The following is a 23,468-nucleotide window of genomic DNA, read 5'->3' as shown; positions in this document are numbered from 1 at the left end:
GAGGTAATTATGTCCGTACTCGATCTAAACGCCCTTAACGATCTGCCTAAAGTCGAACGCATTCTGGCGCTGGCAGAAACCAATGCCCGCCTTGAAAAGCTGGATGCCGAAGGGCGCGTGGCGTGGGCGCTGGAAAACCTGCCGGGAGACTATGTGCTCTCGTCGAGCTTTGGTATTCAGGCGGCGGTCAGCCTGCATCTGGTGAATCAGATCCGTCCGGACATTCCGGTGATCCTCACCGATACCGGCTACCTGTTCCCGGAAACCTACCAGTTTATTGACGAGCTGACGGACAAGCTCAAGCTGAACCTCAAAGTGTACCGCGCGACGGAAAGTGCGGCCTGGCAGGAGGCGCGCTACGGTAAGCTGTGGGAGCAGGGCGTTGAGGGCATTGAGAAATACAATGAGATCAACAAAGTCGAGCCGATGAACCGGGCGCTGAAAGAGCTCAATGCGCAGACGTGGTTTGCGGGGCTGCGCCGCGAGCAGTCCGGCAGCCGTGCAACCTTACCGGTGCTGGCGGTCCAGCGCGGGGTATTTAAAGTGCTGCCGATTATCGACTGGGATAACCGGACGGTGTATCAGTATCTGCAAAAACACGGGCTGAAGTACCATCCGCTGTGGGACCAGGGCTATCTGTCAGTGGGCGACATCCACACCACGCGCAAATGGGAACCGGGAATGGCGGAGGAAGAGACACGATTCTTTGGGCTGAAGCGCGAGTGCGGGCTGCACGAAGGGTGATAACCTTTTTGCCCGGTGGCGCTGCGCTTACCGGGCCTACAAAGGCTTATCCTCCCTCTCCCTGTGGGAGAGGGTTGGGGTGAGGGCATCAGGCCTTAAAAACCTCAGGCTTTCCCTGCTTTCGCCAGCTCCTTCACCAGCGGCAGCATGAGCTTCACCACATCACGACTGCGGTGCTCAATCCGCTGCGGCAGCGCGCTGTCAATGTGCTGCTGATTATCCAGCATCACGTTGTGCCAGCTTGTCCCGTCCGGGAAGGCTTTCGATTTAGCCCGCTGCTGATAGCCATCTTTCTTGCCCAATGCCCAGTTTGTCGCTTCCACGTACAGCACCGGAATGCCCGCTTTATCGAACACTTCCCCATCGTTGCAGCAGCCCGTTCCTCTCGGATAATCCGGGTTACCGCCAGGGTTGCTGGTGGCAAAAACGCCATGACTGCGGGCAATCGCCAGCGCCCGGTCGCGCGTCAGTTTCCGCACGGGTCCCGGCGTACTCTGCCCGCTGTTGAAATAAAGCTTATCGCCGACGATCAGGTTATCGAGGTTGATCACCAGCAGCGTATTTTTCTTCTCCTCAGCGCTCATGCGTTTAAGGAGATTCTCAGCGCCGAGTTTGCCCTCTTCTTCCCCGCTGGTGGCCACGAAACGAATGCCATACTGGGTTGGAATATCCTTCATCCGCTCGGCCAGTTCGAGCATCACGCCCAGGCCCGCCGCGTTGTCGTCCATGCCCTGCAGCGTCAGCCCGCCGAGGTTGTTATCCGTATCGGCATCGCTCATCGGGGCGTAGGTATCAAGGTGCGCCATGATAATAATCTGTTCAGCCGCGCGACCTTCATGCGCCGCGATAACCGTACTGCCGGTCACGTTATGCCAGTTTTTCGTTTTATTTCGTGAGGTATAGACGTAGCGGCTGTGAAACGACCGGATATCGCTCTGGTAGCCCATCCCGGCAAACTGCTGGCGAAGATAGTCCGCAGAGAGCATCTCCGCAGGCGAGCCGGTCATGCGGCCAGGGAAGACGGTGGCAATATGCCGCGCCTGCATAGTGGCGATTTCACCATAAGGTTGGTTTTTTGCCTGGGCAGGAAGAATAAAGCAAACGCCGAGCGCCAGGGCAGCAATACGGTGGCGCGTTGCGGAAAACATAGTGAGTCCTTAAAAACTGAGCAAAATAATAACCCGCCTAGTATGAAACTGTGATCGTCCATACACAATTTGAATTGGTCTTAAATGCCCGAAATTTCGCGTGTTAAGCACTTTTTGGTATTAGCTTTTTCACGGCGTTATTCCATTGAGTAACTACTCATTCCAATTCGTAATTTCATTCGGTCTAAGCCGCCCCCTATAGTCCCTTTATTCCTCGTTGTTAGTGAGTTGTTGCTTGTGGACTATCTGCCCTTATTTGCCGCGATAAAAGAGAAGCCTGTGCTGGTTGTTGGCACGGGTGAAATTGCCGATCGCAAAATCGCGTTTCTGCAACGCGCAGGGGCGCAGGTGCGGGTAGTGGCAGAAGCGGATTTTGACGAATCACAAATCGACAGCGTCGTGCTGGTGATTGCGGCGACCGAAGATCGCGACCTGAACCGGCGGATTTCCGACGCCGCTCAGGCCCGTTACCGCCTGGTGAACGTGGTGGACGACCAGCCGTTATGTTCGTTCATCTTCCCGTCGATCGTTGACCGTTCTCCGCTGCTGGTGGCGATCTCCTCCGGCGGTACCGCACCGGTGCTGGCGCGCGTGCTGCGTGAAAAAATCGAAGCGCTGCTGCCGACCAGCCTCGGGGGCATGGCGGAAAAAGCCAGCTACTGGCGCAACCACCTGAAAATGCGCCTGACCAGCGTAACGGAACGCCGTCGCTTCTGGGAGCGCGTGTTTCGCGGCCGCTTTGCCAGCCTGATGCATGCCGGTAATGAGACGGCAGCGCAGAAAATTCTCGAGGACGAACTGGATAACCCCGGCAGCACGGGCGGGGAGATCATTCTGGTGGGGGCTGGGCCGGGCGATGCCGGGCTTCTGACGCTGCGCGGCCTGCAGGTGCTGCAGGACGCTGACGTGGTGTTCTACGACCATCTGGTCACCGACGGCGTGCGCGAGCTGATCCGTCGCGACGCGGAGCAAATCTGCGTCGGCAAACGGGCTGGCGAGCACTCGGTGCCGCAGCACGACACCAACCAGATGCTGGTTGACGCCGCCAAAGCGGGTAAAACCGTGGTGCGCCTGAAAGGGGGCGATCCGTTCATTTTTGGTCGCGGCGGCGAAGAACTGCAGGCGGCAGCCGAAGCGGGCATACCGTTCCAGGTGGTGCCCGGCATCACGGCGGCCTCTGCGGTAACGGCCTACGCCGGTATCCCGTTGACCCACCGCGATTACGCCCAGAGCGTGACCTTTGTGACCGGCCACTACAAGGCCGACAGCACGCCGTTCGACTGGTCGCATCTCGCCCAGAGCCGCCAGACGCTGGCGATATACATGGGCACGATGAAGGCCGCGGACATCAGCGAACAGCTTATTCAGCACGGTCGCGAGGCGACGACGCCCGTTGCCGTCATTTCTCGCGGCACGCGCGTCGATCAGCACGTTGCGACGGGCACGCTGGAACATCTTGCAACCCTGGCGAAAGACGCCCCGATGCCCGCCCTGATCGTGGTGGGTGAAGTGGTGCAGCTGCACAGCACGCTCGCCTGGTTCCAACACACAACCGATACAGAAGGCTTTGGTTCTTCTGTCGTAAATTTGGCTTAAGGAACGGTTATGGACCAAAAACGTCTTACACACCTGCGGCAGCTCGAAGCGGAGAGTATCCATATTATCCGCGAAGTGGCCGCCGAGTTTTCTAACCCGGTGATGATGTACTCCATCGGTAAAGATTCCAGCGTCATGCTGCATCTGGCGCGTAAAGCGTTTTATCCGGGCACGCTGCCGTTCCCGCTGCTGCACGTGGATACCGGCTGGAAATTCCGCGAAATGTACGAGTTCCGCGACCGTACCGCGAAAGCCTACGGCTGCGAGCTGCTGGTGCATAAAAACCCGGAAGGGGTGGCGATGGGCATTAACCCGTTCGTGCACGGCAGCGCCAAGCACACCGATATCATGAAAACCGAAGGGCTTAAGCAGGCGCTGAACAAATACGGTTTTGACGCGGCCTTCGGCGGCGCGCGCCGTGACGAGGAGAAATCCCGCGCCAAAGAGCGTATCTACTCCTTCCGCGACCGCTTCCACCGCTGGGATCCGAAAAACCAGCGTCCGGAGCTGTGGCACAACTACAACGGCCAGATCAACAAAGGCGAAAGCATTCGCGTCTTCCCGCTCTCCAACTGGACCGAGCTGGATATCTGGCAGTACATCTATCTGGAAAACATTGAAATCGTTCCGCTGTATCTGGCCGCCGAGCGCCCGGTGCTGGAGCGCGACGGCATGCTGATGATGATCGACGACGATCGTATCGACCTGCAGCCGGGCGAAGTGATCAAACAACAGATGGTGCGCTTCCGTACCCTCGGCTGCTGGCCGCTGACCGGGGCGGTGGAATCCAGCGCGCAGACGCTGCCGGAGATCATCGAAGAGATGCTGGTGTCCACCACCAGCGAGCGACAGGGGCGCGTGATTGACCGCGACCAGGCAGGCTCCATGGAGCTGAAGAAACGTCAGGGTTATTTCTAAGGAGCCGCCATGAACACTACTATTGCTCAACAAATTGCCAACGAAGGCGGCGTGGAAGCGTATCTGCACGCGCAACAACACAAAAGCCTGCTGCGTTTTCTGACCTGCGGCAGCGTGGATGACGGGAAAAGTACCCTGATTGGCCGCCTGTTGCACGATACGCGCCAGATTTACGAAGATCAGCTCTCTTCCCTGCATAACGACAGTAAGCGTCACGGCACCCAGGGTGAAAAACTCGACCTGGCGCTGCTGGTGGACGGCCTGCAGGCGGAGCGCGAGCAGGGCATCACCATCGATGTGGCCTACCGCTACTTCTCTACCGAGAAGCGCAAATTTATTATCGCCGACACCCCGGGGCACGAGCAGTACACCCGCAACATGGCGACCGGCGCGTCTACCTGCGACCTGGCGATCCTGCTGATGGACGCGCGTAAAGGCGTGCTGGATCAGACCCGTCGCCACAGCTTTATCTCGACGCTGCTGGGGATCAAACACCTGGTGGTGGCGGTCAACAAGATGGATCTGGTCAACTTCAGCGAAGAGAAGTTCGAGGAGATCCGCCAGAGCTATCTGACCTTTGCCGAACAGCTGCCGGGCAACCTGGATATTCGCTTTGTACCACTCTCGGCGCTGGAAGGGGATAACGTCGCCTCCCAGAGCGCGAACATGCCGTGGTACAGCGGTCCGACGCTGCTGGAAGTGCTGGAAACCGTTGAAATTCAGCGCGTGGTCGATACCCAGCCGATGCGCTTCCCGGTGCAGTACGTGAACCGTCCAAACCTCGATTTCCGCGGCTTCTCAGGCACCCTCGCGTCAGGCTCCGTGAAGGTAGGTCAGCGCGTCAAGGTGCTGCCATCCGGCGTGGAATCGACTATCGCCCGCATCGTCACCTTCGACGGTGACCTGCAGGAAGCGGGCGCCGGTGAAGCCGTAACGCTGGTGCTGAAAGACGAAATTGATATCAGCCGGGGCGACCTGCTGGTTGACGCGCAGGAAACGCTGGCGGCAGTGCAGGGGGCTTCCGTGGACGTGGTGTGGATGGCCGAACAGCCGCTAACCGCTGGCCAGAGCTATGACATCAAAATTGCCGGCAAGAAAACCCGCGCCCGCGTGGACGGTATTCAGTTCCAGGTGGATATCAACAACCTGACCCAGCGTGACGTCACCGAGCTGCCGCTGAACGGCATTGGTCTGGTCGATCTGACCTTCGACGAACCGCTGGTGCTGGATCCGTATCAGCAGAATCCGGTCACGGGAGGTCTTATCTTTATCGACAGGCTGACCAACGTTACCGTCGGGGCCGGTATGGTTCGCGAACCGATTAAACAGGCTGCCGCGACGTCTGAATTCAGCGCCTTCGAGCTGGAACTGAACGCGCTGGTGCGTAAACACTTCCCGCACTGGGGCGCACGCGATCTGCTGGGAGGCAAGTAATGGCCGCCCATGATGAGAACGTCGTCTGGCATCCTCATCCGGTCACCGTCGCCCAGCGCGAACAGCTCCACGGTCATCGTGGGGTTGTGCTGTGGTTTACCGGGCTGTCCGGCTCGGGCAAATCGACGGTGGCCGGCGCGCTGGAAGAGGCGTTGCATCAGCAGGGCGTAAGCACGTACCTGCTGGATGGCGACAACGTGCGTCACGGCCTGTGCAGCGATTTAGGGTTTAGCGACGATGACCGCAAAGAGAACATCCGCCGGGTGGGCGAAGTCGCCAGCCTGATGGCTGACGCCGGGCTGGTGGTGCTGACCGCGTTTATCTCTCCGCACCGCGCCGAGCGCCAGATGGTGCGCGAACGCGTGGGCCAGGATCGCTTTATCGAGGTGTTTGTCGATACGCCGCTGGAGATTTGCGAAGCGCGCGACCCGAAAGGGCTGTACAAGAAAGCGCGTGCCGGAGAACTGCGCAACTTCACCGGAATTGACGCGGTATACGAAGCGCCTGAATCGCCTGAAATTCACCTGGAAGGTCAACAATTGGTAACAAATTTAGTAAGCCAATTATTAGACCTCCTCAGACGGGACGATATTATCAGATCCTGAGGCGGTATCGTTCGGGAGCTGTCTTCCCGAACGATGAGTCACGGTCACAGGACTAGCTATGCGCAACAGTGAACATTACATCACCACCACCGGGTCGGAGCCGCTAGCGACCGACGACGAAACGACCTGGTCATTTCCTGGGGCCATCATTGGCTTCGTCTCATGGCTGCTGGCGCTTGGCATTCCGTTTCTCATCTACGGCGGCAACACGCTGTTCTTCTTTCTCTACACCTGGCCTTTCTTTCTGGCGCTGATGCCCGTGGCGGTTGTCGTCGGCATTGCGCTGCACTCGCTGCTCAACGGTAAGCTCCTGTACAGCACCGTGGTCACGATTGTGACGGTGGTTCTCATGTTTGGTCTGTTATTTTTGTGGCTCATGGGCTAACTTCAGCCATAATTCAAACCGTAACCAACTGTGTAACGATATTGTGCAGGACGATTCTGCGGAAAAAATGTGGTACATTTGCCCGCGATGTTGCGGCATCTCTGTTACCCCGGCGTAGTGCTCTGGGGAAGTCTTGGGATGATGATGCCGTTTTTCAGGGGGCAGGATGGGTAAACTAACGCTGCTGTTGCTGGCTTTGCTAATCTGGCTGCAATATTCGCTGTGGTTCGGTAAGAACGGACTGCACGACTATAGCCGGGTGAGCGATGACGTCGCGGCTCAGCAGGCAACAAACGCCAAACTTAAGGCGCGAAACGATCAACTCTTTGCTGAAATTGATGACCTCAATGGCGGGCAAGAGGCGATTGAGGAACGCGCACGCAATGAACTCAGTATGACTAAGCCGGGCGAAACCTTTTATCGTCTGGTTCCGGATGCGTCTAAACGCAATCAGGGCTCAGCACAAAACAATCGATAATCAGGCCCAGGATTACGACATGGCAGTAACTTTTTCGGACGTATGCGCCGTGGTGCCGGCCGCAGGTTTTGGCCGGCGCATGCAGACAGAATGTCCCAAGCAGTACCTCTCTATTGGCGATAAAACGATCCTCGAGCACGCCGTGGCGGCGCTGCTGGCGCACCCGCGGGTGACGCGTGTGATCATCGCTATCAGCCCTGGCGATGCGCGCTTCGCGCAGCTGCCGCTGGCAAATCATCCACACATTACCGTCGTTGACGGTGGCGCCGAACGCGCCGATTCCGTGCTGGCGGGCATTCAGGCCGCCGGAAACGCGTCGTGGGTGCTGGTACATGACGCAGCGCGTCCGTGCCTGCATCAGGACGATCTTGCGCGCCTGCTGGCCCTGAGCGAAACAAGCAAGGTCGGTGGGATTCTGGCCGCACCGGTGCGCGACACCATGAAGCGCGCCGAGCCGGGCAAAAAGGCTATCGCCCACACCGTCGATCGCGTCGATTTATGGCACGCGCTGACGCCACAATTTTTCCCCCGCGAATTACTCCATGACTGCCTAACTCGAGCGCTTAAAGAAGGTGCGACCATCACGGACGAAGCCTCCGCGCTGGAGTATTGCGGTTTCCACCCTGAGCTTGTTGAAGGACGCGCTGATAATATTAAAGTGACGCGTCCGGAAGATTTACAGCTTGCGGAATTTTATCTTACCCGTTCGACCCATCAGGAGAAGGCATAATGCGAATTGGACACGGTTTTGATGTACACGCCTTTGGCGGAGAAGGCCCAATTATCATTGGCGGCGTGCGCATTCCTTATGAAAAAGGACTGCTGGCGCATTCTGATGGCGACGTGGCACTGCATGCGCTGACCGACGCGCTGTTGGGCGCTGCTGCGCTGGGCGATATCGGCAAGCTGTTCCCGGACACCGACCCGGCATTTAAAGGCGCGGACAGCCGCGAACTGCTGCGCGAAGCGTGGCGCCGCATTCAGGCGAAGGGCTACACCCTCGGCAACGTCGACGTGACGATTATTGCCCAGGCCCCGAAAATGCTGCCGCATATTCCGCAGATGCGCGTGTTTATTGCAGAAGATCTGGGCTGCCATATGGACGACGTGAACGTCAAAGCGACGACGACCGAGAAGCTGGGCTTTACCGGGCGTGGCGAAGGAATTGCCTGTGAAGCCGTGGCGCTGCTGCTGAAGGCGAGCAAATGACAGACTTCGACAACCTGACATACCTGCACGGTAAACCGCAGGGGAACGGGGTGCTGAAAGCCAGCCCGGAAGATTTCCTCGTGGTGGAGGATCTGGGCTTTGAGCCGGATGGCGAAGGCGAACATATCCTGGTGCGTATTCTGAAAAATGGCTGCAATACCCGCTTTGTGGCCGACGCGCTGGCAAAATTCCTCAAAATTCATGCCCGCGAAGTGAGCTTTGCCGGACAGAAAGATAAACACGCCGTCACGGAACAGTGGCTCTGCGCGCGCGTTCCCGGCAATACGATGCCTGATTTAAGCAAATTTGAGCTTGAAGGCTGTAAGGTACTGGAATTCGCCCGCCACAAGCGCAAACTGCGTCTGGGGGCGTTGAAGGGGAACGACTTTACGCTGGTGCTGCGTGAAGTGTCCCACCGCGAAGATGTTGAAAAACGTCTGAACGCTATCAGTGAACGCGGTGTACCGAACTACTTTGGCGCGCAGCGCTTTGGCATTGGCGGCAGCAACCTGCAGGGTGCGCTGCGCTGGGCGCAAAGCGATACCCCGGTGCGCGACAGGAATAAACGCAGTTTTTGGTTGTCGGCGGCCCGCAGCGCGTTGTTTAATCAGATTGTGAGCGAAAGGCTGAAAAAACCGGACGCGAATCAAGTTGTTGTTGGCGATGCGCTACAATTAGCGGGACGCGGAAGCTGGTTTGTGGCAACGGCCGAAGAAATGGCCGATGTGCAGTCGCGCGTGGACGCAAAAGCGCTGATGATTACCGCCGCGCTGCCCGGTACGGGCGACTGGGGAACGCAGGGCGACGCGCTGGCTGCCGAGCAGCTAGCCGTAGCGGATGCGCCAGAATTGCAATCCTTGCTGGTGCGGGAAAAAGTCGAAGCGGCACGCCGCGCGATGCTGCTCTATCCGCAGCAGTTAAGCTGGAACTGGTGGGATGACGTGACCGTCGAGTTACGCTTCTGGCTACCGGCAGGTAGCTTTGCCACCAGTGTTGTCAGGGAACTTATCAACACCTCGGGTGATTATGCGAATATTGCTGAGTAACGATGATGGTATCCACGCGCCAGGCATTCAGACCCTGGCGAAACACCTCCGCGAATTCGCGGACGTGCACGTCGTGGCGCCCGATCGTAACCGCAGTGGAGCGTCTAACTCACTGACGCTGGAGTCGTCGCTTCGCACCTTTACCTTTGAAAATGGCGATATTGCCGTGCAGATGGGCACGCCAACCGACTGCGTTTTTCTGGGCGTGAACGCGCTGATGCGGCCGCGTCCGGATATCGTTGTTTCCGGCATTAACGCCGGTCCTAACCTCGGCGATGACGTGATTTACTCCGGTACCGTGGCGGCCGCAATGGAAGGGCGCCATCTGGGGTTCCCGGCGCTGGCGGTCTCGTTAAACGGCCACACGCACTACGACACCGCCGCCGCGGTGACCTGTTCGATCCTGCGGGCGCTCGGCCGCGAGCCGTTGCGTACCGGGCGCATCCTCAACATCAACGTGCCGGATCTTCCTCTCGATGAAATTAAAGGCATTCGCGTCACCCGTTGCGGAAGCCGACATCCTGCCGATCAGGTGATCCCGCAGCAGGATCCTCGCGGCAACACGCTTTACTGGATTGGCCCTCCCGGCGATAAGTGCGATGCGGGTCCGGATACCGACTTTGCCGCCGTGGATGAAGGCTATGTTTCGGTTACCCCGCTGCACGTAGATTTAACCGCGTATAGCGCGCATGATGTGGTGTCGGGCTGGCTGGATCGCGCAGGAGTGAACGCGCAATGGTAAACAAACGTGTACAAACTCTTCTGGAACAACTCCGCGCGCAGGGGATCCGCGACGAGCACGTGCTTGAAGCGCTTGCTCAGGTTCCGCGTGAGAAATTTGTAGACGAGGCGTTTGAACACAAAGCGTGGGAAAACGTGGCGCTGCCCATCGGACAGGGCCAGACGATTTCGCAGCCTTACATGGTGGCGCGCATGACGGAGCTGCTGGAGCTGACGCCTGACTCCCGCGTGCTGGAGATTGGCACCGGGTCGGGGTATCAGACCGCGATCCTGGCGCATCTGGTTCATCATGTATGCTCCGTTGAGCGGATTAAAGGTTTACAGTGGCAGGCGCGTCGTCGCCTGAAACAACTTGATTTACATAATGTTTCGACACGACACGGTGATGGATGGCAGGGTTGGAAGGCGCGCGCGCCGTTTGACGCGATCATCGTGACGGCGGCCCCGCCTGAAATTCCTGCGGCCCTGTTGTCGCAGCTGGATGAGGGGGGCATTCTTGTTCTGCCCGTCGGGGACGAGCAGCAGCTTTTGAAGCGCGTTCGTCGGCGCGGCGGCGAGTTTATTATCGACACCGTGGAAGCCGTGCGCTTTGTGCCTCTGGTAAAGGGGGAGTTGGCCTGAGACTCGGAATTATCCAGGGTTATTAAGGCAAATTCAGCGTATGGTGTGGCGCGAAAGATTCGTGCCATCACGGTAAATTTTAAGTCACTGGTAGTTAACACATTCCTGGGGGATAAATGAGCGCGGGAAGCCCTAAATTCACCATCAGCCGTGTTGCGGCATTATCACTGGTTTCGCTCTGGCTGGCAGGCTGTACAAGTTCTAATAACGCGCCTGCGCCCGTCAGTTCTGTCGGCGGAAACAGCGGCTCGGGTAACACGTCCGGCGGAATGTTGATCACTCCTCCGCCTAAAATGGGTACCTCTACGGCGCAACAAAATCCGCCAATCCAGCCGGTTCAGCGTCCAATGACGCAGCCGACGCAGATTCAGCCAGTGGAACAGCCTGTTCAGACCCAGAATGGCCGCATAGTCTATAACCGTCAGTATGGGAACATTCCGAAAGGCAGCTATACCGGTGGCAGCACCTATACCGTGAAACGCGGGGATACGCTGTTCTACATTGCGTGGATTACCGGGAACGATTTCCGTGACCTCGCGCAGCGCAATAACGTCCAGGCCCCATACGGTCTGGAAGTCGGGCAAACGCTCCAGGTTGGCAACGCGACGGGCACGCCGCTTACGCCTGGCAACACCGTTTCAGCGGCCGATGTGACGGCTCAAAATAACAGCGTTAAGCCTGCACAAAAATCCACCACGGTGGTTGCTTCACAACCTGTAATTACGTATTCTGAGGATTCAGGTGATCAGACTGCTAACAAAATGTTGCCGAATAATAAAGGTACTGCGACTGTTGTCACAGCACCGGTAACGGCACCTGTGGTTAGCTCTACTGAACCGACTGCCAGCAGTATGACCTCCAGTTCGCCAATCTCTGCATGGCGCTGGCCAACTGACGGCAAGGTTATCGAGAACTTCTCTTCCTCCGAAGGGGGAAATAAAGGGATCGATATCGCAGGGAGTAAAGGACAGGCTATCATCGCGACCGCAGACGGGCGCGTTGTGTATGCCGGTAACGCTCTGCGCGGTTACGGTAATCTTATTATCATCAAACATAACGATGATTACCTTAGTGCCTACGCCCATAACGACACAATGCTGGTCCGGGAACAACAAGAAGTTAAGGCGGGGCAAAAAATCGCTACCATGGGTAGCACCGGAACCAGTTCTACACGCTTGCATTTTGAAATTCGTTACAAGGGGAAATCCGTAAACCCGCTGCAGTACTTGCCGCAGCGATAATTTGACGGGGCATGCCAGCCAGGGTGTCTCGTTCAGGGATCACGGGTAGGAGCCACCTTATGAGTCAGAATACGCTGAAAGTTCATGATTTAAATGAAGACGCGGAATTTGATGAGAACGGAGTAGAGGCTTTTGACGAAAAAGCCTTAGTAGAAGAGGAACCCAGTGATAACGATTTGGCTGAAGAAGAGCTGTTATCGCAGGGCGCCACACAGCGTGTACTGGACGCGACTCAGCTTTACCTTGGGGAGATTGGTTACTCCCCACTGCTAACGGCCGAAGAAGAAGTCTATTTCGCACGTCGTGCTTTGCGTGGTGATGTCGCCTCGCGTCGTCGCATGATTGAAAGTAACCTGCGACTGGTCGTGAAAATTGCCCGCCGTTACGGCAATCGTGGTCTGGCTCTGCTGGATCTGATTGAAGAGGGCAACTTAGGTCTCATCCGCGCAGTTGAGAAGTTTGACCCGGAACGCGGGTTCCGTTTCTCAACCTACGCGACCTGGTGGATTCGCCAGACCATCGAACGGGCTATTATGAACCAGACCCGTACGATCCGCCTGCCGATTCACATCGTCAAAGAGTTGAACGTTTATCTGCGCACCGCGCGCGAGTTGTCCCATAAACTGGACCACGAGCCAAGCGCAGAAGAAATTGCCGAACAACTCGATAAACCGGTTGATGACGTAAGCCGTATGCTGCGTCTCAACGAGCGCATTACCTCCGTTGACACCCCGCTGGGTGGCGACTCCGAAAAAGCGCTGCTGGACATCCTGGCCGATGAAAAAGACAACGGTCCGGAAGACACCACGCAGGACGATGACATGAAGCAGAGCATCGTCAAATGGCTGTTCGAGCTGAACGCCAAACAGCGTGAAGTGCTGGCACGTCGTTTCGGTTTACTGGGGTATGAAGCTGCGACACTGGAAGACGTCGGCCGCGAAATTGGCCTGACCCGTGAACGTGTTCGTCAGATTCAGGTTGAAGGTCTGCGCCGCCTGCGTGAAATCCTGCAGGGGCAAGGTCTGAACATCGAAGCGCTGTTCCGCGAATAAGCAACCTTTCGTCAAAAAAGGCCCGTCGTGAGACGGGCCTTTTTCTTTTGCGCTACGGCTTAGCCGTTTCGTGCAGCAGACGCCACACTATCCGATCGCCTTCCTGATTGAGCACCGCGGTTGACCAGCGCACGTTGACGGGCAGGTCCGGCCGGGTTTGCGTCTCCTGGTAGTGGAGCACCGCGCCACGATCCCAGCGCTGGATCGTGGACAATTCGTCAATGACGATCTTCAGTCCTGGACGGCTTCCGCGCTGGTTTTCCAGAAAACTGGCAAGACCGATATAGTCGATCTGAACGCCGCCCGGCGGGATCATCAGAAAATCCGGGCTGAAGCGGGCGAGCAGGGCGTCGGGATCTCCTTCACCTTTGCCTAACCAGTTTTCAAGCGCAATGTGGAGGTCGATAATGTCGTGTTCGAAAGGCGTCATGAATTCTCCTGTCGCAGCTGGGTGAGCACCTGCGTATTGTTAAGACGAAAAACGTACGGTACAGGCAGCAAGGTCATGCCTGCGGCAAAAATAAACATCCCATGCCAGGCCGCGAGCGGCGGCAGCCAGACCTGCGCAAGGTTCAGCGCCTGCGCCAGCAGCAGGGCACCGGCAAAAAAGCTCAGCTGCCGATTTAGATTCCACAGCGCGCTGGCATCCGGCATCTCTTCCCGGCGCGTCGCCAGAAAAGCGCTGCTTTGAGCCGTACTGCTGCACAGGCTTCCCCCCGCGCCCATCAGGATAAACGCAGCGGCAGACAGCAGCGTAGCCGAACTGACGTTAATCAAAAGCAGAATACCCGTCGCCTGCAGCAGGCAGCCGATGACGATCAGCGGTCGGGGGCCGATACGGTTAAAATAGCGTCCCGTTGCCGTGATGGCGATAAAGGATGCCACGGACCACGGCAGCATGAGCATCCCCGTTGCGGCTGGGCTCATGTTCGCCACATGCTGAAGATAAAACATGCCCGTGACGTTCACCCCAATAAACATGCCGGGTACGCAGAGATAGACAAGCATGGAAAAACGCAAAAGCGGGTCCGCGAGCAACGACAGGTTTAGCAGTCTGGCCGCTTTCATCGCGGGCATTTCGTGTTTAAGCCACAGGCAGGCCAAAACAAAGGTCACGATAGCGACCGGTAGCGTGGCTAAAAATATCCATCGCCAGCTGAACGTCTGCACCAGCAGGCCTCCTATCGCAGGAGAGCAGGCCGGGGCAAGCAACGCCACCAGCATCACCGCCGAGGAGAGTCGGGCCCGCTCGTGAGGCCTGAACTGTTGCCAGGTCAGCGCCTGTCCGACGGGGATCAGTAAGCCCCCTCCCACGCCCTGGAGTACTCGCCAGGCGATCAGACTTTCAAGCGTTGCAGACAGGCCCGCCGCAGCGGAGGCAGCGCTGAACAGAAAAAGCGAGAGCAGGATGACTCGCTTTGGCCCGATGCGGCGCGTGAGCACGCTGCTAAACGGGATCACCAGCGTCAGGCCGGCAATGTACCCGTTACTGACCCAGGCAAGGGCTGAAAGCGTGGTGTTAAAGGCGTGAGCCATTGCCGGGAAGGCGACGCTGGCAATGAACATGTTGATCAAATCAAGAAAAAAGCCCAGCAGGTAAACAACGGCGACTTTGCTGCGATACGTCATGGTGGATCCTCCGGTGAGGTGGCGTATCGTATCGATCCGGGAAGAACGGATAAACCTGACAAAGCGCGATATACTGTCAAAAATATTTTGACAGTAAAAGGCGTGATGATGATTAACCTGCAGCGGGCGCAGATGTTTGTCGCGGTGGCCGATACCGGCAGTTTCACTGCCGCAGCCGAGGCAATGGGGCTGACAAAAGCCGTGGTCAGCTTCAATATTCGCCAGCTTGAAGATGAGCTGGGCGTTACGCTGCTGCTGCGCTCCACCCGCCGTCTGACGTTAACCGAGGCGGGCGCGCTTTTTCATCAACGCAGCGTGGCGCTTCTGAAGGATGCGGAACGGCTGCAGGAAGATGTCCGCGCGAATCATGCGGGGCTTACTGGCGAACTGCGGATCACGACGACGCCCGAGTATGGTTCACAGGTGGTGGTGCCGCTGCTGGCCAGGTTTAGCCAGCAACACCCGGATCTTCGCGTGCGGCACGTTTCGTCCTCCCTGCACGCCGACCTTATCTCGGAGCGCTTTGACGTAGCTATCCGGCTGGGAACGCTTGCCGATTCGCGCAACCACGCCGCGCTGATTTCGCACTTCTCGATTCTCCCCGTCGCGACGCCCGGGTGGCTCGTTAACCATCCGATCGAAACGCTTGCGCACCTTGCCAACGCCGACTGGATTATTCACGAGCGCCTGGCCTCGCCGCTGCGCTGGCAGGTGAAGGATGCCCGCGGTGCGCCCGAAACGCTGGAGATAAAAAAAGCGCCGCGCCTGTTTGCCGACAGCGCACAGGCTCTTATGGCCTTTGCACTCGCGGGCGGAGGCGTGGCGTTACTGCCGGAATGGCTGGCGCGCGATGCGCTTGATGCGGGAAAACTGGTCCCGGTTTTACCGGTATATACCTTTGCGCAGCAGGGCATCTATGCGGTTTATCCCGATGCCCGGCACGTGTCGGCGAAGGTGCGCACGTTTATCGATTTTATGCGCACCAGCGTGAATTAATCGTGCATCATCTTTTTGATGAGCGCGGAGAACTGCTCCCGCTCGGCCTTGTTAAGACGTCCTAAAAACGCCTCATCCACCTCGTTGCCAACCGGTTTACAGCCTGCAAGCAGGGCTTCTCCTTCCGGCGTCAGGAAGACAAACCGGCGGCGCTTATCGGCCGGATCGTGCTCGCGTTTGACCAGACCGCGCGCCTCCATGCGGCTGAGCATCTCCGCCAGGGTCGCTTTCGTGCTGACCGCCACTTCGGTCAACGCCACCTGTTCAATACCCGGATGCTCGGCAATAGAGCGCATCACCGCATACTGTGGCTTGGTCAGTTCCGGTAAGGCATGTTGCCACTGCGCGGTATGCTGTTGAAAAAGCTGACGTAACAGGTGGAACGCCTCTTGTCTTAGTTCCATGAACACTCCGACGGAAAAAATCTCCCCCTATGATAGCCGCTATTGCTCTCAATTTTAACGCGGCATCATTTAGTCATTCGTGTGATCGTATGCGAACGATCTTGTCAGGTAAACGATCCTGGAGTAGCTTATTTATAATGTTCGTACACGAACAAAATATTGAGGTGATGAATGAGATTGATAGTGGGAATGACGGGGGCAACGGGTGCACCGCTGGGCGTGGCGCTGCTGCAGGCGCTGCGGGAAATGCCGGAGGTGGAGACGCATCTGGTGATGTCTAAGTGGGCAAAAACCACCATTGAGCTGGAAACGCCCTACACCGCGCAGGACGTTGCTGCTCTGGCTGACGTTGTCCACAGTCCGGCTGACCAGGCCGCCACCATCTCCTCCGGCTCGTTTCGCACCGACGGCATGATCGTCATTCCCTGCAGCATGAAAACGCTGGCGGGGATCCGCGCGGGCTACGCCGAAGGGCTGGTGGGACGCGCGGCTGACGTGGTGCTAAAAGAGGGGCGCAAGCTGGTGCTGGTTCCGCGTGAAACACCGCTCAGCACCATTCATCTTGAGAACATGCTCGCACTTTCCCGCATGGGCGTGGCGATGGTGCCGCCCATGCCTGCGTATTACAACCACCCACAAACCGCAGATGACATTACCCAGCACATCGTGACCCGCGTGCTCGATCAGTTCGGGCTGGAGCATAAAAAGGCGCGCCGCTGGAACGGGCTGCGGGAGGCGAAACATTTTTCACAGGAGAATAAAGATGGCATTTGATGATTTGAGAAGCTTCCTGCAGGCGCTCGATGAGCAAGGGCAGCTGCTGAAAATTGAGGAAGAGGTTAACGCCGAGCCCGATCTGGCGGCGGCAGCCAACGCGACCGGCCGCATTGGTGACGGCGCGCCCGCGCTGTGGTTCGACAACATTCGTGGCTTTACCGATGCCCGCGTGGTGATGAACACCATCGGCTCCTGGCAGAACCACGCCATTTCGATGGGGCTCCCTGCGAACACTCCGGTAAAAAAACAGATCGACGAGTTTATCCGCCGCTGGGATAAATTCCCCGTCACGCCGGAGCGTCGCGCCAACCCGGCCTGGGCGCAGAATACGGTGGACGGTGAAGACATTAACCTTTTCGATATCCTGCCGCTGTTTCGCCTGAACGACGGTGACGGCGGTTTTTATCTCGATAAAGCGTGCGTTGTCTCGCGCGATCCGCTCGACCCGGACAACTTCGGCAAGCAGAACGTCGGGATCTACCGTATGGAAGTGAAGGGCAAGCGCAAGCTCGGCCTGCAGCCTGTTCCGATGCACGATATCGCCCTGCATCTGCACAAGGCGGAAGAGCGCGGTAAAGACCTGCCGATTGCGATTACGCTGGGCAACGACCCGATCATCACCCTGATGGGCGCCACGCCGCTGAAATACGATCAGTCCGAGTATGAAATGGCCGGCGCGCTGCGTGAAAGCCCGTACCCGATTGCCACCGCGCCGCTGACCGGCTTCGATGTGCCGTGGGGGTCTGAAGTGATCCTTGAAGGGGTGATTGAAGGCCGCAAGCGTGAAATCGAGGGGCCATTCGGCGAGTTTACCGGGCACTATTCCGGTGGCCGTAACATGACGGTGGTCCGTATCGACAAAGTCTCTTACCGCACCAGACCGATTTTCGAATCCCTTTACCTCGGCATGCCGTGGACCGAGATTGACTACCTGATGGGACCGGCTACCTGCGTGCCGCTCTACCAGCAGCTTAAAGCGGAATTCCCGGAAGTGCAGGCGGTGAACGCAATGTATACCCACGGTCTGCTGGCGATTATCTCCACCAAAAAACGCTACGGTGGTTTTGCCCGCGCGGTCGGTTTACGCGCCATGACCACGCCGCACGGCCTCGGCTACGTGAAGATGGTAATCATGGTGGATGAGGATGTCGATCCGTTCAACCTTCCGCAGGTGATGTGGGCGCTGTCGTCGAAAGTGAACCCGGCAGGGGATCTAGTGCAACTGCCGAACATGTCGGTCCTTGAACTCGATCCCGGTTCCAGCCCGGCGGGCATTACCGACAAGCTGATTATCGATGCCACCACCCCGGTTGCACCGGACACCCGAGGCCACTACAGCCAGCCGGTACAGGATCTGCCTGAAACCAAAGCCTGGGCCGAAAAACTGACCGCGATGCTGGCAGCACGCCAATAAGGAGGAAAAGATGATTTGTCCACGTTGTGCCGATGAGCATATTGAAGTGATGGCGACCTCGCCGGTAAAAGGGGTCTGGACCGTTTACCAGTGCCAGCATTGTTTGTATACCTGGCGTAATACTGAACCGCTGCGCCGTACCAGCCGCGAGCATTACCCGGAAGCGTTTCGCATGACGCAGAAGGATATTGACGAGGCGCCGCAGGTGCCGACGATCCCGCCGCTGCTGTAAAAAAAAGCCCGGTGGCGCTGCGCTTGCCGGGCGATAACATCGTGCGGTCTTTTGCCCGGTGGCGCTGCGCTTACCGGGCCTACGGTTTTGTAGGTCGGGTAAGGCGAAGCCGCCACCCGACAAAACAGACCGCAGAAAACTAAACCAGACTCTTCAACCTGTAAATCCACTCCAGCGCCTGACGCGGCGTCAGTGAATCCGGGTCGAGGTTCTCCAGCGCTTCCACCGCAGGCGACGTCTCTTCCGCAGGCACCAACAGCGACATCTGCGTACCATCAATCTGCGTCGCTGCCGCATTCGGTGACAGGCTTTCCAGCTCACGCAGTTTCTGACGCGCGCGCTTGATCACCTCTTTCGGCACACCTGCCAGCGCCGCGACGGCCAGGCCATAGCTCTTGCTCGCCGCGCCATCCTGCACCGTGTGCATGAAGGCAATGGTATCGCCGTGCTCCAGCGCATCCAGATGAACGTTCGCAACCCCTTCCATTTTCTCCGGCAGCTGCGTCAGTTCGAAATAGTGGGTGGCAAACAGCGTCATGGCCTTGATTTTATTCGCAAGGCTTTCCGCACAGGCCCATGCCAGCGACAGACCGTCATAGGTTGACGTTCCGCGCCCGACCTCGTCCATCAGCACCAGGCTGTGCTCCGTCGCGTTATGCAGAATGTTTGCCGTTTCGGTCATCTCGACCATGAAGGTTGAGCGACCGCTCGCCAGATCGTCCGCTGCCCCGACGCGGGTAAAGATACGGTCGATGGGGCCAATCTCCACGTTTTGCGCCGGGACGTAGCTGCCGATATACGCAAGCAGCGCAATCAGCGCCGTCTGACGCATATAGGTACTCTTACCGCCCATGTTCGGACCGGTAATGATCAACATTCTTCTCTGCGGTGACAGGCTCAGCGGGTTGGCGATGAACGGTTCGTTCAGCACCTGTTCTACCACCGGGTGACGGCCTTCAGTGATGCGAATGCCGGGCTTGTCGGTAAAGGTTGGGCAGGTGTAGTTCAGCGTTTCAGCGCGTTCTGCCAGATTGACCAGCACGTCCAGCTCCGCCAGCGCGCTGGCGCTCTGCTGCAGGTCGCCCAGGTGCGGCATCAGCATGTCGAACAGCTCTTCATACAGCTGTTTTTCCAGGGCCAGCGCCTTGCCTTTCGAGGTGAGGACTTTGTCTTCGTACTCTTTCAGTTCAGGAATGATATAGCGTTCGGCGTTTTTCAACGTCTGGCGACGCACGTAGTGAATCGGCGCCAGGTGGCTCTGCCCGCGGCTAATCTGAATGTAGTAACCGTGTACCGCGTTATACCCCACTTTCAGGGTGTCGAGCCCAAGACGCTCGCGCTCGCGGATTTCCAGCTTATCGAGGTAGTCCGTCGCACCGTCGGCCAGCGCGCGCCATTCGTCCAGCTCCTCGTTGTAGCCTGGGGCAATCACGCCGCCATCACGCACCAGAACCGGAGGTGCATCGATAATAGCGCGCTCCAGCAGTTCGCGAAGCTCGGTAAATTCGCCCATGGTTTCGCGGAGTTTCTGTACCGGCGCGCTGTCAACGTCACTCAGCTGCGCACGCAGTTCCGGCAGCTGCTGGAAAGCATGACGCATCCGCGCGAGATCGCGTGGTCGTGCTGTTCGCAGTGCCAGACGCGCAAGGATACGCTCCAGATCGCCCACCTGGCGCAGAACCGGCTGCAGTTCGGTATAGCGATCCTGCAGCGCGGCAATCGTCTGCTGACGGCAAACCAGCGTCTCGGTATCGCGGATCGGCATATGCAGCCAGCGTTTCAGCATGCGGCTGCCCATTGGCGTTACCGTACTGTCGAGGACCGACGCGAGCGTATTTTCTACGCCACCCGCCAGGTTCTGCGTGATCTCCAGGTTACGGCGCGTGGCGGCATCCATGATGATGCTGTCCTGCTGGCGCTCCATGGTGATAGAGCGGATATGCGGCAGTGCGGTGCGCTGGGTATCTTTCACGTACTGCAGGAGACAACCGGCCGCACATAGCCCGCGCGGGGCGTTTTCAACGCCAAAGCCAATCAGATCGCGGGTGCCAAACTGCAGATTCAGCTGCTGGCGCGCGGTATCAATTTCGAATTCCCACAGCGGACGACGGCGCAACCCGCGACGACCTTCAATCAGCGCCATTTCGGCGAAATCTTCGGCATAGAGCAATTCTGCCGGGTTGGTGCGCTGCAGTTCGGCGGCCATCGTTTCACGGTCAGCCGGTTCACTCAGACGAAAACGTCCGGAGCTAATATCCAGCGTCGCGTAGCCAAACCCTTTACCGTCCTGCCACAGCGCTGCCAGCAGGTTATCCTGGCGCTCCTGCAACAGGGCTTCATCACTGATGGTGCCGGGCGTAACGATGCGCACGACTTTGCGTTCCACCGGGCCTTTTGAGGTCGCCGGATCGCCGATCTGTTCGCAGATGGCAACGGACTCGCCCTGATTCACCAGCTTCGCCAGGTAGTTTTCTACCGCGTGGTGCGGGATACCTGCCATAGGAATGGGCTCGCCTGCCGATGCGCCACGTTTGGTCAGCGAGATGTCGAGCAGCTGCGATGCACGCTTAGCATCGTCATAAAACAGCTCGTAAAAATCGCCCATACGGTAAAACAGCAGGATTTCCGGATGCTGTGCTTTCAGCTTCAGATACTGCTGCATCATCGGCGTATGTGCGTCGAAATTGTCGATTGTGCTCATGGAGTTATGATGTCCATTTCTTTGAAAATAAACCGTTTTGATGGGCTCAATGGCCGTTTGTTCCTTCTATTGTCGCATGAAAAAAAGGTCCGGCGCAGAAAAATGTCGTGGCTTTACGAGGCATCTTCCGCCATTAATTCGATGACAATTTTTCCATGCTCCACGCCCACCCTGACTCGGGAATGGGTTGTAAATCCCGCCTTTTCAAGCCAGTCACCTTTCAAGCTCAGCGCCGCATGCACGCTGTAGCGCTTCGGTATCTTGGTATTGCGGTCTTCATGGCGCTTTCTAAAATATCCCACTTTCAAATGGCGATAGGGTTTGCCGATCGTGAGCTCTTGCATAGGGTCTCCAGACAACACGGACAAAGGTCATTTCTGATGCCTGTATAAAATACCAGTGATTGTTCGCCGGTGCAGGACTAAAACTGGAATCAGCCTTCAGGAAACGAAATGCAACCGCTGAAATCCAGCGTTGAAAGGTGTATTATTGATGCACTTTATTATTCGGTAATCCGCTATGTCCGGTAAACGCATCTCACGAGAAAAAGAGACCATCGCGAAAATGATCGCGTTGTATGAAAAGCAGTGCCCGCAGGCCTCTCAGGAGGAAGGGTATTATCAGGCGCTCAACGCGTATGCCGATAAGCGCCTGGATAAATGCGTTTTCGGTGAGGAAAAGCCGGCCTGCAAGCAGTGCCCCGTACACTGCTACCAGCCTGCCAGACGTGAAGAGATGAAGCAGGTTATGCGCTGGGCAGGCCCGCGTATGTTATGGCGTCATCCTATTCTTACCGTTCGCCATCTGATGGATGACCGCCGTCCCGTGCCGGAACTGCCGGAGAAGTACCGTCCGAAAAAGTGATCGGTTCAGCGTCTCAGCGGACGGCAAATCAGCTTCAGGGCCAGCGCGCTGCAGAGAGGGAAGAGGGCCAGCAGCAGCCAGGGATACATCGCCTGCGTAGAGGGCACCAGCGCGCGGTCCAGCAGGCTGCCAAACACCAGGTTTCCCGCCAGTACCGCTATGCCTCCGGCGGTGGCGAGTGCGCCGTAGTGCGCGCCAAGCGTGGATTCCTCCGCAAACCGAGGGATCAGATCTTTAGCCGAGGGCACCAGCAGCATTTGCCCCAGCGTCAACAGCGTCACAAAACAGACAGAAGGCAGTAAGCGCAGCCAGCCTTCCGGCGGCGTCATCGGGGCAAACGTCGCCACGCTCGCAAAGGCGGCTGAAAGGAGCAAAAATCCCACCGGCAAAATTCTCACCGCGCCCACGCGACGGGCGAAGCGCGCCAGCGGCAGCTGTAAGGTGATGATCAGAACGGAGGCCAGCATAAAAAGCGGGCCGAGATCTTTCTCGTTACCGCCAGAACGCTGGATTTCCACCGGCAGCGCCAGATAAAGCTGGTTATAGCTTAACAGCCACGAACTGTAGGCAATGATAAAGGCGACAAAGCGCGGCTGACGGAACGTTGTCCACCAGGGCTGTATTTTCAGCGTCTGTGAACGGTGGCCAGCAGCAGGCAGGCAAAAGTAGAGCACCACTAGCGCAATGATGAAGACGCCAGCTCCCGCCAGCGCCACCTGACGAAAGCCGAGGCCGGTGAGCAGGGCGCCAGCAACCGGGCCCAGTACCGCGCCGAGCTCTCCGCAGACGGCAAAGAGCGCAAACCACTCCGCGCGGCTGCGTTTGCCTTTTGCCTCACTGTGAGTGCCCGCTTTTGCCAGCAGTGCCTCAATCGAGGGGGAGAATAACGCGCCGCCAACGCCCGTCAGACACGCGCCCAGAATAATCGGCCACAGGGATTCCCCGAAGGCCAGCAGCAGATAGCCTGAAACACGAACAATACAGCCGCTGAGGATAATCACTTTCGCGCCAAACCGGTCCGAGAGCGCACCGCCAACGATAAACATCCCCTGCTGGGAGAAGGTACGCAGGCCCAGGATCAGCCCGATCAGTCCGCCGGAGAGCAGCATGTCGTCGCGCAGGAATATCGCCAGGAAGGGAACGACGGCGTAAAAGCCAATGTTGAAAACAAACTGGCTACCCAGTAAGACGGGCGGCCAGAGCGTGGCGGCAGGGCGAAGGGGCATCGTCGTT

26 protein-coding genes are annotated in these 23,468 nt (G+C 57.8%); 19 read left to right on the top strand and 7 right to left on the bottom strand.

Going from position 1 to position 23,468, the window contains the following annotated elements; genetic code table 11:
* Positions 1–9 precede the first annotated feature (9 nt).
* On the top strand, positions 10–744 hold the full coding sequence (gene cysH / locus UR289_RS16580; RefSeq protein WP_320710970.1) for a phosphoadenosine phosphosulfate reductase: 735 nt from the start codon (positions 10–12) through the stop codon (positions 742–744).
* A 104-nt stretch (positions 745–848) separates the two neighbouring features.
* On the opposite strand, the gene UR289_RS16575 is transcribed toward cysH, so the two are convergent.
* Entirely contained in the window at positions 849–1,892 is a 1,044-nt protein-coding gene (locus UR289_RS16575; protein ID WP_320710968.1) for an aminopeptidase, read from the bottom strand.
* A 237-nt stretch (positions 1,893–2,129) separates the two neighbouring features.
* Here UR289_RS16575 and cysG point away from each other — a divergent pair, with 237 nt between their 5' ends.
* The 13 genes from cysG to rpoS all read left to right on the top strand — a co-directional run bounded on the left by cysG (position 2,130) and on the right by rpoS (position 13,218).
* Positions 2,130–3,488: a siroheme synthase CysG gene (cysG, locus tag UR289_RS16570; RefSeq protein ID WP_414146683.1), complete on the top strand. Its 1,359-nt coding sequence runs from the start codon at positions 2,130–2,132 to the stop codon at positions 3,486–3,488.
* A gap of 9 nt (positions 3,489–3,497) precedes the next feature.
* Entirely contained in the window at positions 3,498–4,406 is a 909-nt protein-coding gene (gene cysD / locus UR289_RS16565) for a sulfate adenylyltransferase subunit CysD (protein WP_010434549.1), read from the top strand.
* A gap of 9 nt (positions 4,407–4,415) precedes the next feature.
* Entirely contained in the window at positions 4,416–5,840 is a 1,425-nt protein-coding gene (gene cysN, locus UR289_RS16560) for a sulfate adenylyltransferase subunit CysN (RefSeq protein ID WP_023308996.1), read from the top strand.
* Positions 5,840–6,445 (top strand): adenylyl-sulfate kinase, encoded by a 606-nt coding sequence (gene cysC, locus UR289_RS16555; RefSeq protein ID WP_010434543.1) that lies wholly within the window; start codon positions 5,840–5,842, stop codon positions 6,443–6,445. Before cysN ends, cysC begins: the two co-directional genes overlap by 1 nt.
* Positions 6,446–6,503: 58 nt before the next feature.
* A complete protein-coding gene (locus tag UR289_RS16550; protein WP_008499610.1) occupies positions 6,504–6,830 on the top strand; it encodes a DUF3561 family protein in 327 nt (108 codons plus the stop codon).
* 166 nt (positions 6,831–6,996) lie between these two features.
* Positions 6,997–7,308, top strand: coding sequence for a cell division protein FtsB (gene ftsB / locus UR289_RS16545; protein WP_008499609.1), 312 nt, complete (start codon positions 6,997–6,999; stop codon positions 7,306–7,308).
* A 19-nt stretch (positions 7,309–7,327) separates the two neighbouring features.
* Positions 7,328–8,038, top strand: a complete 711-nt coding sequence (ispD, locus tag UR289_RS16540) for a 2-C-methyl-D-erythritol 4-phosphate cytidylyltransferase (RefSeq protein WP_320710965.1) — start codon at positions 7,328–7,330, stop codon at positions 8,036–8,038.
* Positions 8,038–8,517: a 2-C-methyl-D-erythritol 2,4-cyclodiphosphate synthase gene (gene ispF, locus UR289_RS16535; protein WP_029741541.1), complete on the top strand. Its 480-nt coding sequence runs from the start codon at positions 8,038–8,040 to the stop codon at positions 8,515–8,517. Before ispD ends, ispF begins: the two co-directional genes overlap by 1 nt.
* Complete coding sequence (gene truD / locus UR289_RS16530; protein WP_320710963.1) at positions 8,514–9,563, top strand: tRNA pseudouridine(13) synthase TruD; 1,050 nt, start codon at positions 8,514–8,516, stop codon at positions 9,561–9,563. The genes ispF and truD overlap by 4 nt, the downstream gene beginning before the upstream one ends.
* Entirely contained in the window at positions 9,544–10,305 is a 762-nt protein-coding gene (surE, locus tag UR289_RS16525) for a 5'/3'-nucleotidase SurE (RefSeq protein ID WP_320710961.1), read from the top strand. Before truD ends, surE begins: the two co-directional genes overlap by 20 nt.
* Entirely contained in the window at positions 10,299–10,925 is a 627-nt protein-coding gene (locus UR289_RS16520) for a protein-L-isoaspartate(D-aspartate) O-methyltransferase (protein ID WP_023333224.1), read from the top strand. The genes surE and UR289_RS16520 overlap by 7 nt, the downstream gene beginning before the upstream one ends.
* Positions 10,926–11,041: 116 nt before the next feature.
* Positions 11,042–12,166, top strand: coding sequence for a murein hydrolase activator NlpD (gene nlpD / locus UR289_RS16515; RefSeq protein ID WP_033146405.1), 1,125 nt, complete (start codon positions 11,042–11,044; stop codon positions 12,164–12,166).
* 59 nt (positions 12,167–12,225) lie between these two features.
* Positions 12,226–13,218, top strand: coding sequence for an RNA polymerase sigma factor RpoS (gene rpoS, locus UR289_RS16510; protein ID WP_008499600.1), 993 nt, complete (start codon positions 12,226–12,228; stop codon positions 13,216–13,218).
* Between the two features lie 52 nt (positions 13,219–13,270).
* On the opposite strand, the gene UR289_RS16505 is transcribed toward rpoS, so the two are convergent.
* Together UR289_RS16505 and UR289_RS16500 are read right to left on the bottom strand one after the other, a co-directional pair.
* Positions 13,271–13,648 carry a DUF4440 domain-containing protein gene (locus UR289_RS16505; RefSeq protein ID WP_320710958.1) on the bottom strand — a complete coding sequence of 126 codons (378 nt, stop codon included), beginning with the start codon at positions 13,646–13,648 and terminating at the stop codon, positions 13,271–13,273.
* On the bottom strand, positions 13,645–14,847 hold the full coding sequence (locus tag UR289_RS16500) for an MFS transporter (protein ID WP_320710956.1): 1,203 nt from the start codon (positions 14,845–14,847) through the stop codon (positions 13,645–13,647). The genes UR289_RS16505 and UR289_RS16500 overlap by 4 nt, the downstream gene beginning before the upstream one ends.
* Positions 14,848–14,955: 108 nt before the next feature.
* Here UR289_RS16500 and UR289_RS16495 point away from each other — a divergent pair, with 108 nt between their 5' ends.
* On the top strand, positions 14,956–15,843 hold the full coding sequence (locus tag UR289_RS16495; protein WP_320711029.1) for a LysR family transcriptional regulator: 888 nt from the start codon (positions 14,956–14,958) through the stop codon (positions 15,841–15,843).
* Here UR289_RS16495 and UR289_RS16490 read toward each other — a convergent pair.
* Entirely contained in the window at positions 15,840–16,247 is a 408-nt protein-coding gene (locus tag UR289_RS16490; protein WP_023308984.1) for a MarR family winged helix-turn-helix transcriptional regulator, read from the bottom strand. The genes UR289_RS16495 and UR289_RS16490 overlap by 4 nt on opposite strands.
* Before the next feature lie 171 nt (positions 16,248–16,418).
* Here UR289_RS16490 and UR289_RS16485 point away from each other — a divergent pair, with 171 nt between their 5' ends.
* From UR289_RS16485 to UR289_RS16475, 3 genes are read left to right on the top strand one after another with little or no spacing between them, the layout of a single operon-like run.
* Positions 16,419–17,021, top strand: a complete 603-nt coding sequence (locus UR289_RS16485) for a non-oxidative hydroxyarylic acid decarboxylases subunit B (protein ID WP_008499595.1) — start codon at positions 16,419–16,421, stop codon at positions 17,019–17,021.
* On the top strand, positions 17,011–18,438 hold the full coding sequence (locus UR289_RS16480) for a non-oxidative hydroxyarylic acid decarboxylases subunit C (RefSeq protein WP_047059974.1): 1,428 nt from the start codon (positions 17,011–17,013) through the stop codon (positions 18,436–18,438). Before UR289_RS16485 ends, UR289_RS16480 begins: the two co-directional genes overlap by 11 nt.
* A 10-nt stretch (positions 18,439–18,448) precedes the next feature.
* On the top strand, positions 18,449–18,670 hold the full coding sequence (locus UR289_RS16475; RefSeq protein ID WP_033146398.1) for a non-oxidative hydroxyarylic acid decarboxylases subunit D: 222 nt from the start codon (positions 18,449–18,451) through the stop codon (positions 18,668–18,670).
* Between the two features lie 139 nt (positions 18,671–18,809).
* On the opposite strand, the gene mutS is transcribed toward UR289_RS16475, so the two are convergent.
* Both mutS and UR289_RS16465 read right to left on the bottom strand, forming a co-directional pair.
* Positions 18,810–21,371 carry a DNA mismatch repair protein MutS gene (gene mutS, locus UR289_RS16470; protein ID WP_039263367.1) on the bottom strand — a complete coding sequence of 854 codons (2,562 nt, stop codon included), beginning with the start codon at positions 21,369–21,371 and terminating at the stop codon, positions 18,810–18,812.
* Between the two features lie 113 nt (positions 21,372–21,484).
* On the bottom strand, positions 21,485–21,715 hold the full coding sequence (locus UR289_RS16465) for a SymE family type I addiction module toxin (protein ID WP_023333217.1): 231 nt from the start codon (positions 21,713–21,715) through the stop codon (positions 21,485–21,487).
* Between the two features lie 175 nt (positions 21,716–21,890).
* On the opposite strand from UR289_RS16465, the gene UR289_RS16460 reads away from it, so the two are divergent.
* Entirely contained in the window at positions 21,891–22,235 is a 345-nt protein-coding gene (locus UR289_RS16460) for a nitrous oxide-stimulated promoter family protein (RefSeq protein WP_048979264.1), read from the top strand.
* A gap of 5 nt (positions 22,236–22,240) precedes the next feature.
* Here the strand turns inward: UR289_RS16460 and UR289_RS16455 are convergent, their stop codons facing one another.
* Entirely contained in the window at positions 22,241–23,461 is a 1,221-nt protein-coding gene (locus UR289_RS16455) for an MFS transporter (protein WP_320710952.1), read from the bottom strand.
* Positions 23,462–23,468: the final 7 nt, after the last annotated feature.

This window comes from Enterobacter sp. 302C9 (genome assembly GCF_034106085.1).
GTDB classification, from domain to species: domain Bacteria; phylum Pseudomonadota; class Gammaproteobacteria; order Enterobacterales; family Enterobacteriaceae; genus Enterobacter; species Enterobacter asburiae_B.
This window is presented reverse-complemented; position numbering and strand designations above follow the sequence as displayed.

What these genes read in the sequence shown, in the direction of transcription:
- mutS (WP_039263367.1), bottom strand. Translation starts at nt 21,371, where the DNA reads ATGAGCACAATCGACAATTTCGACGCACATACGCCGATGATGCAGCAG.
- UR289_RS16520 (WP_023333224.1), top strand. Translation starts at nt 10,299, where the DNA reads ATGGTAAACAAACGTGTACAAACTCTTCTGGAACAACTCCGCGCGCAG.
- cysC (WP_010434543.1), top strand. Translation starts at nt 5,840, where the DNA reads ATGGCCGCCCATGATGAGAACGTCGTCTGGCATCCTCATCCGGTCACC.
- UR289_RS16575 (WP_320710968.1), bottom strand. Translation starts at nt 1,892, where the DNA reads ATGTTTTCCGCAACGCGCCACCGTATTGCTGCCCTGGCGCTCGGCGTT.
- cysN (WP_023308996.1), top strand. Translation starts at nt 4,416, where the DNA reads ATGAACACTACTATTGCTCAACAAATTGCCAACGAAGGCGGCGTGGAA.
- UR289_RS16460 (WP_048979264.1), top strand. Translation starts at nt 21,891, where the DNA reads ATGTCCGGTAAACGCATCTCACGAGAAAAAGAGACCATCGCGAAAATG.
- UR289_RS16455 (WP_320710952.1), bottom strand. Translation starts at nt 23,461, where the DNA reads ATGCCCCTTCGCCCTGCCGCCACGCTCTGGCCGCCCGTCTTACTGGGT.
- cysD (WP_010434549.1), top strand. Translation starts at nt 3,498, where the DNA reads ATGGACCAAAAACGTCTTACACACCTGCGGCAGCTCGAAGCGGAGAGT.
- UR289_RS16465 (WP_023333217.1), bottom strand. Translation starts at nt 21,715, where the DNA reads ATGCAAGAGCTCACGATCGGCAAACCCTATCGCCATTTGAAAGTGGGA.
- UR289_RS16505 (WP_320710958.1), bottom strand. Translation starts at nt 13,648, where the DNA reads ATGACGCCTTTCGAACACGACATTATCGACCTCCACATTGCGCTTGAA.
- UR289_RS16550 (WP_008499610.1), top strand. Translation starts at nt 6,504, where the DNA reads ATGCGCAACAGTGAACATTACATCACCACCACCGGGTCGGAGCCGCTA.
- ftsB (WP_008499609.1), top strand. Translation starts at nt 6,997, where the DNA reads ATGGGTAAACTAACGCTGCTGTTGCTGGCTTTGCTAATCTGGCTGCAA.
- rpoS (WP_008499600.1), top strand. Translation starts at nt 12,226, where the DNA reads ATGAGTCAGAATACGCTGAAAGTTCATGATTTAAATGAAGACGCGGAA.
- ispD (WP_320710965.1), top strand. Translation starts at nt 7,328, where the DNA reads ATGGCAGTAACTTTTTCGGACGTATGCGCCGTGGTGCCGGCCGCAGGT.
- UR289_RS16495 (WP_320711029.1), top strand. Translation starts at nt 14,956, where the DNA reads ATGATTAACCTGCAGCGGGCGCAGATGTTTGTCGCGGTGGCCGATACC.
- surE (WP_320710961.1), top strand. Translation starts at nt 9,544, where the DNA reads ATGCGAATATTGCTGAGTAACGATGATGGTATCCACGCGCCAGGCATT.
- cysH (WP_320710970.1), top strand. Translation starts at nt 10, where the DNA reads ATGTCCGTACTCGATCTAAACGCCCTTAACGATCTGCCTAAAGTCGAA.
- UR289_RS16475 (WP_033146398.1), top strand. Translation starts at nt 18,449, where the DNA reads ATGATTTGTCCACGTTGTGCCGATGAGCATATTGAAGTGATGGCGACC.
- UR289_RS16480 (WP_047059974.1), top strand. Translation starts at nt 17,011, where the DNA reads ATGGCATTTGATGATTTGAGAAGCTTCCTGCAGGCGCTCGATGAGCAA.
- nlpD (WP_033146405.1), top strand. Translation starts at nt 11,042, where the DNA reads ATGAGCGCGGGAAGCCCTAAATTCACCATCAGCCGTGTTGCGGCATTA.
- ispF (WP_029741541.1), top strand. Translation starts at nt 8,038, where the DNA reads ATGCGAATTGGACACGGTTTTGATGTACACGCCTTTGGCGGAGAAGGC.
- UR289_RS16485 (WP_008499595.1), top strand. Translation starts at nt 16,419, where the DNA reads ATGAGATTGATAGTGGGAATGACGGGGGCAACGGGTGCACCGCTGGGC.
- UR289_RS16500 (WP_320710956.1), bottom strand. Translation starts at nt 14,847, where the DNA reads ATGACGTATCGCAGCAAAGTCGCCGTTGTTTACCTGCTGGGCTTTTTT.
- truD (WP_320710963.1), top strand. Translation starts at nt 8,514, where the DNA reads ATGACAGACTTCGACAACCTGACATACCTGCACGGTAAACCGCAGGGG.
- UR289_RS16490 (WP_023308984.1), bottom strand. Translation starts at nt 16,247, where the DNA reads ATGGAACTAAGACAAGAGGCGTTCCACCTGTTACGTCAGCTTTTTCAA.